The sequence below is a fragment of the Cryptosporangium minutisporangium genome, from assembly GCF_039536245.1.
Lineage (GTDB): Bacteria > Actinomycetota > Actinomycetes > Mycobacteriales > Cryptosporangiaceae > Cryptosporangium > Cryptosporangium minutisporangium.
The window spans coordinates 25,677-40,046 of record NZ_BAAAYN010000006.1 but is presented as its reverse complement, the minus strand read 5'-3'; the positions used below and the strand labels follow the sequence as shown (position 1 = coordinate 40,046).

12 protein-coding genes are annotated in these 14,370 nt (G+C 71.4%); 2 read left to right on the top strand and 10 right to left on the bottom strand.

Annotated features, from left to right (window positions below; genetic code table 11):
* Positions 1-19 precede the first annotated feature (19 nt).
* A complete protein-coding gene (locus tag ABEB28_RS04930) occupies positions 20-634 on the top strand; it encodes a TetR family transcriptional regulator (RefSeq protein WP_345726759.1) in 615 nt (204 codons plus the stop codon).
* Between the two features lie 12 nt (positions 635-646).
* On the opposite strand, the gene ABEB28_RS04925 is transcribed toward ABEB28_RS04930, so the two are convergent.
* The 10 genes from ABEB28_RS04925 to ABEB28_RS04880 form a co-directional block, all read right to left on the bottom strand.
* Positions 647-3,184 carry a polynucleotide kinase-phosphatase gene (locus ABEB28_RS04925; RefSeq protein ID WP_345726758.1) on the bottom strand — a complete coding sequence of 846 codons (2,538 nt, stop codon included), beginning with the start codon at positions 3,182-3,184 and terminating at the stop codon, positions 647-649.
* The gene (locus ABEB28_RS04920) at positions 3,181-4,587 is read right to left on the bottom strand and encodes a 3' terminal RNA ribose 2'-O-methyltransferase Hen1 (RefSeq protein ID WP_345726757.1); all 1,407 of its coding nucleotides are present in this window, start codon (positions 4,585-4,587) and stop codon (positions 3,181-3,183) included. Before ABEB28_RS04920 ends, ABEB28_RS04925 begins: the two co-directional genes overlap by 4 nt.
* Before the next feature lie 182 nt (positions 4,588-4,769).
* Positions 4,770-5,930, bottom strand: coding sequence for an ABC transporter permease (locus ABEB28_RS04915; RefSeq protein ID WP_345726756.1), 1,161 nt, complete (start codon positions 5,928-5,930; stop codon positions 4,770-4,772).
* Entirely contained in the window at positions 5,927-7,084 is a 1,158-nt protein-coding gene (locus ABEB28_RS04910; RefSeq protein WP_345726755.1) for an ABC transporter permease, read from the bottom strand. Before ABEB28_RS04910 ends, ABEB28_RS04915 begins: the two co-directional genes overlap by 4 nt.
* A 2-nt stretch (positions 7,085-7,086) precedes the next feature.
* Complete coding sequence (locus ABEB28_RS04905) at positions 7,087-8,073, bottom strand: ABC transporter ATP-binding protein (protein ID WP_376981213.1); 987 nt, start codon at positions 8,071-8,073, stop codon at positions 7,087-7,089.
* Between the two features lie 151 nt (positions 8,074-8,224).
* Positions 8,225-8,587 (bottom strand): DUF4288 domain-containing protein, encoded by a 363-nt coding sequence (locus ABEB28_RS04900; RefSeq protein ID WP_345726753.1) that lies wholly within the window; start codon positions 8,585-8,587, stop codon positions 8,225-8,227.
* 164 nt (positions 8,588-8,751) lie between these two features.
* Entirely contained in the window at positions 8,752-9,936 is a 1,185-nt protein-coding gene (locus ABEB28_RS04895; protein ID WP_345726752.1) for an EAL domain-containing protein, read from the bottom strand.
* 115 nt (positions 9,937-10,051) lie between these two features.
* On the bottom strand, positions 10,052-10,876 hold the full coding sequence (locus tag ABEB28_RS04890) for an ATP-binding cassette domain-containing protein (protein WP_345726751.1): 825 nt from the start codon (positions 10,874-10,876) through the stop codon (positions 10,052-10,054).
* Positions 10,873-11,904 carry an ABC transporter permease gene (locus ABEB28_RS04885; RefSeq protein WP_345726750.1) on the bottom strand — a complete coding sequence of 344 codons (1,032 nt, stop codon included), beginning with the start codon at positions 11,902-11,904 and terminating at the stop codon, positions 10,873-10,875. The genes ABEB28_RS04890 and ABEB28_RS04885 overlap by 4 nt, the downstream gene beginning before the upstream one ends.
* Positions 11,901-12,971, bottom strand: a complete 1,071-nt coding sequence (locus ABEB28_RS04880) for a substrate-binding domain-containing protein (RefSeq protein WP_345726749.1) — start codon at positions 12,969-12,971, stop codon at positions 11,901-11,903. The genes ABEB28_RS04885 and ABEB28_RS04880 overlap by 4 nt, the downstream gene beginning before the upstream one ends.
* Before the next feature lie 271 nt (positions 12,972-13,242).
* Here ABEB28_RS04880 and ABEB28_RS04875 point away from each other — a divergent pair, with 271 nt between their 5' ends.
* Positions 13,243-14,298, top strand: coding sequence for a LacI family DNA-binding transcriptional regulator (locus ABEB28_RS04875; RefSeq protein ID WP_345726748.1), 1,056 nt, complete (start codon positions 13,243-13,245; stop codon positions 14,296-14,298).
* The last annotated feature ends 72 nt before the right edge of the window (positions 14,299-14,370 follow it).

Here is a 14,370-nt window from a genome sequence, read left to right as displayed (position 1 = left end):
ACGCGCTAGCATGTAGGCCGTGACTGACATCACGGGTCTGCGCCTGCGCCGCCGTCTCGAAACCGCGGCGGAGATCGAGGCCGCCGCCTTCGAGCTGTTCGAGCAGCGCGGCTCCGAGCACACGACCGTGGACGACATCGCTGCCGCCGCCGGGGTGTCCCCCCGCACGTTCTTCCGGTACTTCCCTACGAAGGAGGAGGCCGTCCTCGGCGTCAAACACTCCTTCCACGACGCGGTCAGTGGCCACATCCCGTCCGGGGCCGTCGCCTTCGGCGATCTCGTCCACGCCACCGCGGAAGCCTTGGCCGCCTTCAGCGCGGGCGACAGCGCTCCCCTGCGCCGGATGATGCGGTTCCGCTGCCTCTGCACGAAGGACGACAACCTGCGCCAGGCGTCGTTGGTGGTCGACGCCGAGCAGTGCCGCCTCCGTCAGCAGGAGGTCGCCGCCGCGGGTGGTTCCGAGGCGGCGCTGCGCGCCCGGATCCTGGTGCAGACGCTCAGCGTCGCTCTGAACGCGGCCCTCGACGAATGGGCGTCCCGCAGCACGGCGGGTGAGGACACCGACCTCGTCGAGGTGTTCCGCGCTACCTGCGAGATGCAGCGGCAGATGTGTGGAGACGCCGCCACGGCGTAAGCCCACCACGGCTCAGAGGCGAGGATCCGTCGGCTCGGACTCCAGCGCGAGCACCGCGAACACCGCCTCGTGAACACGCCACAGCGGTTCACCACGGACGACTCGCTCGAGAGCCTCGGTCCCCAGGGCGTACTCCCGCAGCGCTAGGGACTGCTTGCGGCCGAGACCTCGCTGCCGCAGCCGCTCCAGGTTGGACGGCTCGGTGTAGTCGGGGCCGTAGATGATCCGCAGGTACTCCCGTCCCCGCACCTTGATGCCCGGCTGCACGCGGCGGCCGGACGCCCCGTTGTCCAGCGGCTTGACCACCATTCCCTCGCCGCCGGCGCCCGTCAGCTCCTCCCACCACCGGATCCCCGCCTCCACCGAAGCGGTGTCGTTCACGTCGACCACCAGCCGCTGGGTACGCCGGACCAGCGCCGGGTCCGCGTTGGCGAGCCGGTCGGCGACCTCCAGATGCCAGCTGTGGTCGTGGTCGGCCCAGGTGCGCCCCTCGCCGTCGGCCGGGCCCGAGGCCAGCAGCTGGAACGGCGCGATCTGCACACCGTCCAGACCGTTCGTCGGCCAGACGTAACGGCGGTAGGCGGCGGTGAAGGCCGCTGCGTTACGCGCCCGGGCCGTGGTGCGGGCCAGCACGTCGGCGACGTCGACGCCGCGCGCGGCCGCTGCGGACAGCACGTCCACCGCCGCCGCGGTTGCGGTCCGGCCGGCCGCGCCGACGGCGGCGTACTGGTGCCGCAGCAGGTCTTCGGCCTTGGCCGACCAGGGCAGGAGCTCCGCGTCGAACAGCAGCCAGTCCGCGTCGTCCCACAAGTCGGCGGCCGCGGCCGCCGACCGCAGGCGCTGCAGCAGCGCCTCGGTGAGCGGGGCCGGGAAGAACGCCCGGCCGGTCCGCGTCCACACCGCGCCGGTGGCGCCGTCCGGTGCCTCGAACCGGGTCCGCGCGACCTCCGCGTCCTGGCACAGCAGTGCCACCGCCCGCGAACCCATGTGCTTCTCTTCGCAGATCACCCGGGTCACGCCGGCGCTGCGGTAGGCGTCGAACGCGGTACTCGGATGCTCCAACAGGTCGCCTGCGGGCGCGGTCGCGCACGGTGCCATCGTCGGCGGCAGGTAGACCAGCCAGCGCGGATCCAGCGCGAAGCGGCTCATCACCTCCAGCGCCCCGGCCGCGTTCTCCTCCCGGACCGTCACCCGCCCGGACAACCGAGTCTCGACGCCGCGGCGACCGGTGACGTCGGTGAGGGCCAGCTCGTCGGGGCGACGGCCAGGCGCGGTCAGCGGCCGGACCGGCGCGTACCACTCCTGCTCGGCGGGCACGCTGACCAGTTCCTTCTCCGGATACCGCAGCGCGGTGAGGTTCCCGCCGAAGACGCACCCGGTGTCCAGACACAGCGTGTTGTTGATCCACCGGGGCTCGGGAACCGGGGTGTGGCCGTAGAGCACCGTCGCCCGGCCCCGGTACTCCTCGGCCCACGGATAGCGGACCGGCAGCCCGTACTCGTCGGTCTCGCCGGTGGTGTCGCCGTAGAGCGCGAAGCTGCGCACCCGGCCGGACGCCCGGCCGTGGTAGGCCTCCTTGAGTCCCGCGTGCGCGACGATCAGGTTGCCGTCGTCGAGCACCAGGTGCGAGACCAACCCGTAGCAGAACGCCTCGACGGCCGCGCGGAAATCCGGCGGCTGCTCGTCCAGCTGCGCGAGGGTCTCCGCCAGCCCGTGCGTGCGCTGCACGTCGCGTCCACGCAGCGCCTTGACGAGCTTGTTCTCGTGGTTGCCCGGCACGCACCGGGCGTGTCCAGCGCCCACCATGCCCATCACCAGCCGAAGCACGCCGGGTGAATCCGGTCCGCGGTCGACGAGGTCACCGACGAACACTGCCGTCCGGCCCTCCGGGTGGCTCGCGTCGACCGGCCGCCCCTGTTCGTCGCGGACGAGGACGTAACCCAGGCGCGTGAGCAGCGTCTCGAGCTCCGACCGGCAGCCGTGCACGTCGCCGATCACGTCGAAAGGCCCGTGATCGTCCCGGAAGTCGTTGAGCAGCTTCTCCCGGACGATCACCGCGTCCGCGATCTCGTCCTCTCCCTCGAGCACATGGACCGTGCGGAAGCCCTCCTTGCGCAGCGAACGCAGCGACCGGCGCAGCTGCTCGCGCTGCCGTCGGATCACCGCGGCGCCGAAGTCGCGGTCCGTGCGGGCGGCGTTGCGCTCCAGAGACACCCGCTCGGGCACGTCCAGCACGATCGCGACCGGCAGCACGTCGTGAGCCCGGGCCAGCGCGACGAGCGACGCCCGGGACTGCGACTGCACGTTCGTCGCGTCGACGACCGTCAGCCGCCCGCCGGCCAGCCGCACACCGGCGATGTGGTGCAGCACGTCGAACGCGGCCGACGTCGCACTCTGGTCGTTCTCGTCGTCGGCGACCAGCCCGCGGCAGAAGTCGCTGGAGAGCACCTCGAACCGCCCGAAGTGCGTGCGGGCGAACGTGGACTTGCCCGAGCCGCTGACCCCGACCAGGCAGACCAGCGACAGCGCAGGAATGCGGAGCTCGGTCATCGCTCCACCTCCCGCCGGAAGACCGCCAGTTGGGTCGGCGGGCCGAGCTCGGGATCCTCGTCGCCGATCGGCAGGTACCGCACCTGGTAGCCGTACTCGGAGGCCACCGACCCGGCCCACTCGCGGAACTGCGCCCGGGTCCACTCGAACCGATGGTCCGGATGCCGGAACCGACCCGCGGGCAGGCTCGGGTACCGCACGTTGTAGTCGGCGTTCGGGGTGGTCACCAGGACCGACCGCGGGCGGGCGGCGCCGAATAGCGTGCGGCCGAGCGCAGGCAGCCGGGAGGGGTCGAGATGCTCGATGACCTCCATCAGCACCGCCGCGTCGAACCCGGACATCCGGTCGTCGCGGTAGGTCAGCGACGACTGGGCCAGCTCGATCCGCTCCCGGACCCGGTCGGCCATCCGGTCCAGCTGGAGCCGCGTCGCGGCCAGCTCCAGCGCTCTGGCGGAGACGTCCACGCCGAGCACGCGGGTGAACCGCGGCTCGGCCACCAGCGCCCGCAGCAACGCACCCTCACCGCAGCCCACATCGACGACGCTCGCCGCGCCCTCCTCGGTCAGCGCCGCCAGTACCGCCTCGATGCGGCGCCGCGCCAGCGGCACCACCCGAGCCGGCGCGTCGGCGCCTGCCTGCGCGACCGCGTTGTCGAGCGCTTCGGGCTCGGTGTCGTCGATCTCGGCCAGGCGGCCCACCGCCGAGAGCACCAGCGACCGGTGATGCCGCAGATACCGGCGGGTGATCAGCTCCCGGTCCGGGTGCCCGGAGAGCCAGCGCTCCCCCGACCTCAGGAGCTTCTCGACCTCGTCCGGGCCGACCCAGTAGTGCTTCGCGTCGTCCAGCACCGGCAGCAGGACGTAGAGCTGGCTCAGCGCGTCGGCCAGCCGGAGTTCGGCGGCGAGCCCGAGCATGACGTACCGGGAGTCGCCCCAGGCCGGTACCTCCGGGTCCAGCGGAATCGGGGTCGCCTCCACCCGCCAGCCCAGCGGACCGAACAGGCGCCGCACCAGCTCGACGCCCCCGACAGCGGGCAGCACCGGCAACCGGACCTCCAACGGCAGCGGGCGCTCGACCAGCTCCGGACGCGCGTCACACCGCCCGGCCAGCGCCGTGCGGAACACCTTGCCGAGAGCGACCGCCAGCATCGACGACGCCACGTACGGGCGGTCGTTGACGTACTGCCCCAGCGAGAAGCCCTCCTGCGGCGCGCCCTTGCCCCGAACCAGCGCGACCGGGTCCACCTCGAGTAGTAGCGCGACGGTGCTGCGCTCCGGCGCCGCCTCCGGCCACACGACGTGTGCCACGCCGGTCGCGAGATCGAACCGGTGCGCCTTGTCGGGATGCTTGTGCAGGAGGTACCCGAGGTCGGTCGCCGGTTCGAAGGTCGTGGAGAGCGTCATCAGCACCGCGTCAGTCTTTACCGTCCGACCGAGTATGTCCGCTCAATTCCTTCCTGAGCGGCGTGTACGTATCGCATTCCGACCGGAGGCGCTGCGGGCGGTTGCCGAGAAGTCAACGTCGCCGGCGTCCAGACCACGTTGGCTTCTCGGCGAATCACCGATCTCGGAACGCAAAGCTCGAGTCACCGGGTCAGTACGACGCGGAACCGCCAGGCAGCGACGGCGAACAGTACCGCGGCGCCACCGACCAGGACGCCCAGCTGCGGGAGGATGTCGGTCAGCGCGCCGTCGTGGCGCAGCAACGTCCCGAATCCCTCCACCGCCCAGCCGTGCGGTGTGGCGTGAGCGACCGTCCGCATGACCGGCGAGAAGAACTCCAGCGGCATCATCGCCCCACCGAGCGCCGCGAGCCCCAAGCCGGCGAGCAGCCCGATCGCGGTGGCCTGCTGCACGGTGCGCGCCACGGTCCCGACCAGCATCCCGGCCGCGGCGGAGACGAGCGCGAACGTCAGCATCAACAGGACCGAGGCAGCCGGATCACCCCAGCCCACGCCGAACAGCACCGCGGAGCCGCCCATGATGATCGCGCCCTGAGTCGCCGCGATCAGGAATCGGCCGAGTGCTTCCCCCGCGACCACCGTGCCGGGCGAGGTGGCGGTGGTGAGCATGCGGCGCGAGACACCCAGTCGCCGGGTCTCGATCAGCGCAGCCGCGCTGTTCATCGAGGTCAGGAACACGAAGAGCACCAGCTGGGAACTCGCGCCCACGTCGAAGCGACCGGTCTGCGTACCGAACTCGGCATCCCCTTCGGTTCGTGTCCGCACCGGGACGCCGGACACCGCCCGGTCGGCGGCGTCGACCCGGGCGAGCGCCTCGGTGGACGTCACGCCGCGCTCCTCGGCGACCACCAGCGCCGCTCGCAGGCGGTCGGACTCCGCCGCCACCAGTGCGCGGAGCGCCGCCTCGGTCTGCTGGCCGGCCAGCCCCGCCGGCACGATCACCTGCACGCGCGACGTTCGTCCCGCGGCGACGTCCCGGTCGTAGCCGTCCGGCACGATCAACCCGGCCTCGAGCTGTCCACGCTCGACGGCGCGCACCAGCGCGGCCCGCGTGTCGACCGCCCGGACGTCGAAGCCGTCGGCAGCCCGCAGACGCTGCTCCAGCGCACCGGCGAGCGGACCGCTCCCGGCGGCGGTGACGCCGATCCGCGGCTCGCTGTCGCCGCCGTAGGCGAGGCCGAGGACGAGGATCAGCAGGAGCGGGAAGACGCCGGTGAAGAAGATCGTCGACCGGTCACGGAACATCCGTCGGAGATTCGTCCCCGCGATCAGCAGAATCTTCACGTCCGGACCTCCCGACGCAGCCCGACCAGCGCGACGCCGCCGGTCACCAGCCCGAACGCCGTCAGCACCGCCGCGGCCGGCAGCGCCGCCAGCGCGCCGCCCTCCCCGGCGAGGTCGCCCAGGCCACGCAGGAACCAGGCGTGCGGGGTCAACAGGCTCAGGGCGGTGACCGTCCCGCCGAGCTGGCTGACCGGGAAGAACACCCCGCCGAGCATGCCGAGCAGGATCGCGACGACGGCCTGTCGGCTCCCGGCCTGCTCCGCGGTCCGCGCGGTCGCCACCACCGCGGCCGTGATGCCGGTCGCGGCGAGCACCCCCGCGACCACCAGAAGGGCGACACCGAACGGGTTTCCCCAGTCCGCACCCATCAGGACCGAGGTGGCGAGCACCAGTACCGCCGTCCCCGCGACTCCGATGACGACGCTGGTCAGCGCCTTCGAGGCCAGGATCGACCAGCGCGGGATCGGCAGCGCGAGCAGGCGGGGCAGGGTGCCGGCCGTCCGCTCGTCGATGAGTGTGGACACACCGGCCTGGACGCTGAAGAAAAGGAACAGGATCGCCATCGCCGCGGCCATGTACGTCGTGGAGTCGAGGACCTTCATCGTCGCCGGTGCCCCGGCGACGCTCAGCGGCGCCGGACGGGCGGACACCGCGCGGGCGACCGCTTCCGGATCCGAGGTTCCGGCGGCGGCCACCGCCACCCGGGCGGCGTTCAGCTCCGCGGCGTACGCGGCTGCGATCGCGGCCGCCACCTGTGTGCCGGTGGGCGCGTCGACGTTCCCCACCACGTCGATACCGACCGGCGTGGGGCTGCCCACTCCGCTACTGAACCCGGCGGGCAGGACGAACGCGGCATCCACGTCCCCGTCGCGGGCGAGGGCCCGCGCCGCATCGGCGCTGGCGACCCGCCGGATCCGGACGACGTCGTTCTCGGCGAGCCCGCCGAGGACCTGGTCGACGAACGCAGCCGCCACCGGGCCGCCGTCCAGGTCCACCACCGCATAGTGGAACGGGTCCGGATCGGAGGCTTTCCCGAGCACGAGGTTGTAGACGAACGCGAGGACCAGCGGCACGACGATCGCGAACAGCAACAGCGACCGGTCGCGGAGCCGCTCGCGCAGATCCTTGCCGACGAGGAGGAGCACGGGTTTCATCGTCAGTCCCTCAGCCGACCGCCGGTGAGGTGCAGGAAGACAGCCTCCAGGTCCGGCTCCTCCACCGTGACCGAGCGCACCACCGCACCCGCCCCGGTCGCAGTGGCCAGCAGAGCCGGTAATGCGGTCCGAGCGTCGGCGTCCAGTACGTCGATGCCGTCCGGTCCGACGGTCGCGCTGCGCGTCGAGGGCAGCTCCCGCAGTGCCGCCGCCGCGGCGGCGAGGTCACCGGCGGCGGTGAGCCGGACGTGGTCGGACTCACCGACGAGCCCGGTCAGCTCACGGGTGGTGCCTTCGGCGACGAGGCGCCCGCGGTCGATGATGCCGACCCGGTCACACAGCCGCTGCGCCTCCTCCATGTAGTGCGTCGTGTAGAGCACGGCCATCCCGGCGGCGCTGAGCTGCTCGATGCTCTCCAGGATCGCGTTGCGGCTCTGCGGGTCGACGCCGACGGTCGGCTCGTCGAGGATGAGCAACTCCGGACGGTGCAGCAAGCCGACCGCGATGTTGAGGCGGCGCTGCATGCCGCCGGAGTAAGTCTTCACCGCCGAGCCGGCCCGGTCGGCGAGGCCCACCGTGGCGAGCACCTCCTCCACCCGGGCGCGTCCGGCGGCACGGCCGAGCCCGTACATCCCGGCGAAGAAGCGGAGGTTCTCGCGGCCGGACAGCTCGGGGTAGAGGGCCGTCTCCTGGGGCACGTACCCGATCGCCCGCTTGGCCCGGACCGATCTGACGGTCATCGGCTCTCCGACGACCTCGACGTCACCGCGATCGGCCGCGAGCACACCGGCGACGACGAGGATCGTGGTGGTCTTCCCGGCGCCGTTCGGGCCGAGCAGACCGTAGGTCTCCCCGGGTGCGATCTCGAACGACAGACCGTCGACGGCGGTGGTGCCGTCGAAGGCCTTACGGAGGTCGCGGCACCGCAGCACCGGCCGGGGTGCTGGCGGTGTCTCCACCGGTAGGATCGTGCGATCCGGCGACGTCATCGAGGTGCCCTCCGGCTGCGCTGGCTGTCAGGTCCAGCGTCCCGGTCGGCCACGCCCCTGCCCAGAGCCGTTCGTCCCGGCCCGCCGGACTATCCGGCTCGCGGCGCTCACGCGGAGCGGCATCACCTTCACCACTGCGGCTGACCCCAGGTTAGGAGCGCGTCTCCGTTGCGCTCCCGTCGAACCGCTCGTACGCCTCCAGGTCCGCGAAGTGGCGGCTGTAGAGCTCGACGTCCTCGTCCAGCCGGCCGTAGAGCGCCGGGGCCACATCCGCGAGACGCAGGAAGCTCCAGGTGATCAGCTCGCCCCGGTCGTTGCGGAACGCCGTCTTGCGATCCTCGCCGAGCTGCCGTGCCTTCTGCGTCGCGTGCGCGACCGAGCGGGCATGCAGGAGGACGATGTCCTCGCTGTAGAGCGGTCGGTAGTCGGCCGAGTCGGAGGACGACGCGAACAGCAGCAGTGCGATGTACGGTGCGGTCTCCCCGGTTTCGGTCTCCCAGGCGTCGGTTCCCACGTCTCGGATGCCCCTTGTCTTCGCGCAACGGTGCTCCCCCGCAGGCTCGCAGCCGGACGCAGACATTGCCGCGCCGATCAGCAGCCTCCTACGCCGCGTCGGCTCAGCGCATCCGTGAAGATCCCCGACCACCAGCCCTTAGGGGTCCGGACCGGGCCGAGATCTCAGGACAGCCGGTTGAGCAGCGCCCGGGCCGTCGCCGCGACCGTGGCGATGTCCTCCACGGTCACCAGCTCGGGAATCGTCGTCGTGGAGCGCACCCCGAGCGCGTATCCGTAGCCTGCGCCGATGACCACGAGGGCGAACTCGCCGTCGAGCGTGTCGTCGAGCAAAATCGCCGACCGGGCGCGATCGGCCAGTTCCGGCAGCAGGGTGCTGACGGCGGGGATCTGGTCGTCCGGGGCGGAGGCCAGGACGACGATGGTCGTGTCGTCGGCGACGAGGGCGCGCAGCCGGCTGAGGGCGGCCGTGACGGCATCCGCCGTGGCCGCCGCAACCGTGCCGTGCTCCGCAGCGATCTCGAACGGGCCACCAGCGGACTCGTAGAAACCCGGCCGCGGGGCGCGCAGGACACTCGCCGCCAGCGGATCGAAGCGGGAGCTGTGCTGTTCGATCGTCCCGGGGCGGCCGAACAGCCAGCCCTGTCCCCAGTGCGCGCCGAGTTCCCGGGCGGCGACCAGGTCGTCGTCCGTCTCGATGCCCTCGGCGATCACCACCGCTCCGGTCCGCCGCGCCTCCGACTGCACCACCGCGCAGACCGAGCGGGTGTGTTCGCTGTGCGGGTTGCGGACCAGGCTCATGTCGAGCTTGATCACCTCGGGTTCCAGCACCGGGAGAAAGGCCAACGACATCGGGTCGACGCCGACGTCGTCGAGCGCGAGGCTGTGACCCCACTGCTGCACCAGGCCGGCGATGTGCAGCAGGCTGCCCGGGACGGCAGGCAGCGCACGCTCGGTGAACTCCAATACTTCGCGGAACGGCAGTCCATCGAGCAGCAACTCCAGCAGCCGCGGCGACAGCGGCTGGTCCATAACTCCCGGCTCGGCGTTGACGAACACCAGCGGAGGCGTGACCGGCGCCGCGAGCGCACACTCCAGCGCCCGCTCGGAGCAGAGCAGGTCCAGCTCTCCGACGACGCCCGCCGCGCGGGCCGCCGCGAAGAGCCGGTCGGGCATCTCCAGGGTCGTTCCGGCGGGCCCGCGTGCGAGCGCTTCCATCCCGACGACCCTCCGGGTGGCCAGGTCGACGATCGGCTGGAACACCGGTTGGACCAGCCGACCGTCGATCACCGCCCTGATCGTGACGTCGGCGGGCGCCGATACCGGCAGCGGCGCGTGACCTGCGTGCATCGGGAAGCTCCCTCGCTCGGCTCACCCGGCCTTATCGGCGGCTTCCCGGCCGGCTCAAGCGAGACCCACAGCTCAACCGCAGCGGCAGGGGCGGGCGGCCCCTGCCGCTGCGGTGTTACGCCGACGGACTGCCGGGTGACTCGTCGAGCGTGACCGCACCGGTCATGATCGCCACGGCTTCGGACATCGTGTGCGAGGACGGGGTGATCACCCCCGCGCACCGGCCCAGCCGCTGGATGTGGATGCGATCCGCGACCTCGAAGACGTGCGGCATGTTGTGGCTGATCAGGATCGTCGGAAGCCCGCGCGCACGCACCTCCTGGATCATCCGCAGCACCTGGTTGGACTCCTTGACCCCGAGGGCGGCGGTCGGCTCGTCCAGCACGATCACCTTGCTGCCGAACGCGGCGGCGCGGGCCACCGAGACCGCCTGGCGCTGGCCGCCGGAGAGGGTCTCGACGGGCTGCGCCATGTTCTGGAGCGTGCCGATGCCGAGATCGCTCAGGGCCGTGCCGGCGGCGTCGCGCATGCCCTTCTTGTCGAGCATGCGGAACACGCTGCCGAGAACGCCGGGCCGCCGACGCTCCCGCCCCAGGAAGAGGTTGCTCGCGATGTCGAGGGCGGGCGCGACGGCGAGCGTCTGGTACACGGTCTCGATGCCGGCCGCGCGGGCGTCCTGGGGCCGCCGGAACTGCACCGGCTGACCGTCGATGCGCAGTTCGCCTGCGTCCGGGACGAGTGCGCCGGTCAGGCACTTGATCAGCGTCGACTTCCCGGCGCCGTTGTCCCCGATGATCGCCAGCACTTCGCCGGGGTACAGATCCAGGTCGACGCCGTCCAGGCCGACGACGCGCCCGAACGTCTTCACCAGTCCTCGCGCGGAGAGCACGGCCTGTCGCTGGTCGGTGGCGGCGCCGGGCGCCGACGGCTGCGCGGTCATCCCTTCACCTTCCGGATCCACTGGTCCACCGCGACGGCCACGATCACCAGCAGTCCGACGGCGAGCACGCGGTACTGGTCGTCGACGCCCGCCAGGGACAGCCCGCTGCGGAAGGCACCGACGATGAGCGCGCCGAGCAGGGTGCCCAGCAACGCGCCGCGGCCGCCGAACAGGCTGGTGCCGCCGATCACCACGGCCGTGATGCTCTCCAGGTTCGCGTCGGTGATCGCGTTCGGGCTGGCCGCGCCGGCCCGACCGATCAGGATCCAGGCGGTCAGGCCGTAGATCGCCCCGGCGACGATGTAGACGCTGAGCAGCACCCGGTCGACCCGGATGCCGGCCAGACGGGCGGCCTCCTTGTCGTCGCCGACCGCGTAGACGTGGCGGCCCCACGCGGTGTTCGCCAGCGCGAACCCGACGCCGAGGTAGAGCAGGACGACGAGGACCACGCCCCAGGTGATCCGCCACCGGCCGACGCCGAAGGACTCCCCGGTCCAGTTGAGCAGGGCCGGGAGCTCGTCGGACTGGACACTCTGCCCGCTGGTGTACAGCAGACCGATGGCCGTGAAGACGCTCAGCGTGCCCAGCGTCACGATGAACGGCGGTAGCGCGATCCGGGTCACCAGCGCGCCGTTGACCAGTCCGGCCACGACGCCGAGCGCGATGGCGACCAGCACGGCCAGGACACCCGGGATTCCGCTGCCCTCGGCCAGCTTGGCGGCGACCATCATGGCCAGGATCGTCACGGCGCCGACGGACAGGTCGATGCCCGCGGTGAGGATGATCAGCGTCTGGCCGACCGCGAGCGCGCCGATCACCGCCACCTGCTGCAGCAGCAGGGAGAGCGACGCCGGCTGGGCGAAGCGCGGGTTGAGCGCCGAGAACGTCGCGAACGCGATGATCAGGACGATCAGCGGGCTGATGGCGGGGTGCGCGTGCAGCAGGTGCTGGACGCGTTGGAGCGGGGACTGCCTGCGCAGCGCGAACTGCTCGGCGGCCGTGTTCGGGGCCTGGATCGTCGACGTCACGACTTGCCCCAGCACTTCTGCGCGCCCTGGGTGCTGTCGATGCTCTCGACGCCGTCGGCCGGCTTGTCGGTGACCAGCGCGACGCCGGTGTCGAAGAAGTCCTTACCGCCGGTGACCGCCGGCTTGTCGCCGCCGGTGGCGATCTCCTTGATCGCCTTCACCCCGAGCTCGGCCATCTTGACCGGGTACTGCTGCGACGTCGCGCTGATCACGCCGTCCTTGACCTGCTGGACGCCGTCGCAGCCGCCATCGATGGAGACGACCAGGACGTCCTTGACACCCGCGGCCTGTAAGGCCTTCTGCGCGCCGACGGCGGCGGGCTCGTTGATCGTGTAGACGACGTTGATCGCGGGGTCCTTGGCCAGGCACCGCTCCATCGCGGTGCGGCCACCGTCCTCCGCGCCCTGCGTCGGCTCGTTGCACGCGATCTTGTAGGTCCCGCCGGAGTACCGGCCGGACTTCGCCTCGTCGCCGTTCTTCTTGCTGTCGTTGGTCGGAATGCCCATGCCGGTCAGGAAGCCCTGATCGCGGTTGTAGTCGACCGAGACGATCTTGTCGTTGAACAGGTCGAGCATCGCGATCGTCGCCGGCTTGCCGCCGAGCTGGGCGCCTGTCCACTTCCCGATCAGCTCACCGGCGCGGAAGTTGTCGGTGGCGAACGTGATGTCGACCGTGTTCGCCGGGTCCGGCGGGGTGTCCAGCGCGATGACGTAGAGCCCTGCGTCCCGCGCCTTCTTGATCGCGGAGTTGACGCCAGGTCCGTTGGGCGTGATCAGGATGCCCTTGTCACCACGCGCGATCGCGTCCTCGATCGCCTGCACCTGGGTCTGCTCATCGCCGTCCTCCTTGCCGGCGGCGAGCGTGAGCTCGACTCCTTCCGCCTTCGCCGCCTGCTCGGCGCCGTCCTGCATCGTGACGAAGAACGGGTTGGTCGAGTTCTTCGTGATCAGCGAGACGCCGACCGAATCACCATCGCCGCCGCTATCGCCGCCGCAGCCTGCTGCGGCCAGGCCCAGGGCGACCGCGGTAAAAACTCCCAAAGCCCGTCGAGTGGTGCGCTGGTTCATTGCCTGCTCCTTCACATACGACAGCCCCGTCGCCGTGGCCAGCGTCTGACAACGTTGTCGGGGAGTGTTGACCCTCTGAATCGTTGGAGTCAAGGACCGTTTCTGAACAGGTTAAAAACGAAGCCGATGACTCCACGCTCGCCTTGACAACGATGTCGGGCGCGGCCATGCTCAGCCGGACCTCACTCGGTTGCGAGACGATGCAGGTCGGCCGGGCGCCCGAGCGCGCTCCCGGTTCACGGCCGTAGACCGCACACGCCAGGAGGCTGACGTGGAGCCCGACCCGTCCCCGACCGCCGCCCGTCCACATCCGACCGGTGGCCGGGCGACGCTGCGGGACGTGGCGAGGTTGGCGGCGGTCAGCCCGAAGACGGTCTCCCGGGTGGTCAATCGGGAACCCGGCGTCACCGACGCGAAGGTCGCCGCGGTCACGGCGGCCATCGAGAAGCTCGGCTACCGCCCGAACTTCACCGCGAGCAGCCTCCGCCGCGCCAACGGCCGCACGGCGACGATCGGCGCGGTGCTGGAGAACGTCGCCAACCCGTTCTCCTCCGCCCTGCACCGGGCGATGGAAGAGGTCGCCCGCGAGCGCGGCGTGTTGATCCTGGCCGGCAGCGTCGACGAGGACCCGGCGCGCGAACGCGCGCTCATCAGTGCCTTCGCCGGACGTCAGGTGGACGGGCTGGTCGTCGCTCCGGCGAGCAGCAACCAGAGTTACCTGACCACCGAGATCCTCGGCGGCACACCCGTCGTTTTCGTCGACCGCCCGCCGGTCGGGATCCAGGCGGACACCGTCCTGATCGACAACCGCGCCGGCGCCCGGCAGGCCGTCGGGCACCTGATCGCGCACGGCCATCGCGCGATCGCCTACCTCGGCGACCTCTCGTCGATCGCCACCGCCCAGGACCGTCTCCTGGGGTACCAGGAAGCTCTCGCGAGCGAGGGCATCCGTCCGTGTCCGGAGCACATCGTCCAGGACATGCACACCGAGGAGGCGGCCGAGCAGGCCGTCCACCGGCTACTGGAACTGGACTCCCCGCCGACCGCGCTGTTCACCGCACAGAACCTGGTCACGATCGGCGCGATCCGCGCGCTGCGGGCCCGGCACCGCCAGCACGCGGTCGCGCTGGTCGGCTTCGACGACTTCCCGCTCGCCGATCTCCTGGAGCCGGGGGTGACGGTCGTTGCTCAGGATCCGTCCGCGATGGGCCGGCTCGCGGCTTCGTTGATCTTCCGGCGCCTCGACGGCGAGTCCTGGGAACCCGCGGTCCACGAGATCCGCACCCAGCTGATCCGCCGGGGCTCCGGGGAGATCTCCGCGGTTTGACCGCTCGTTCGCCCGGCGATCCCACGAGGGAGCCCGGCCTCGGACCGTCCGCCGGGACGCATACAAGCCCGT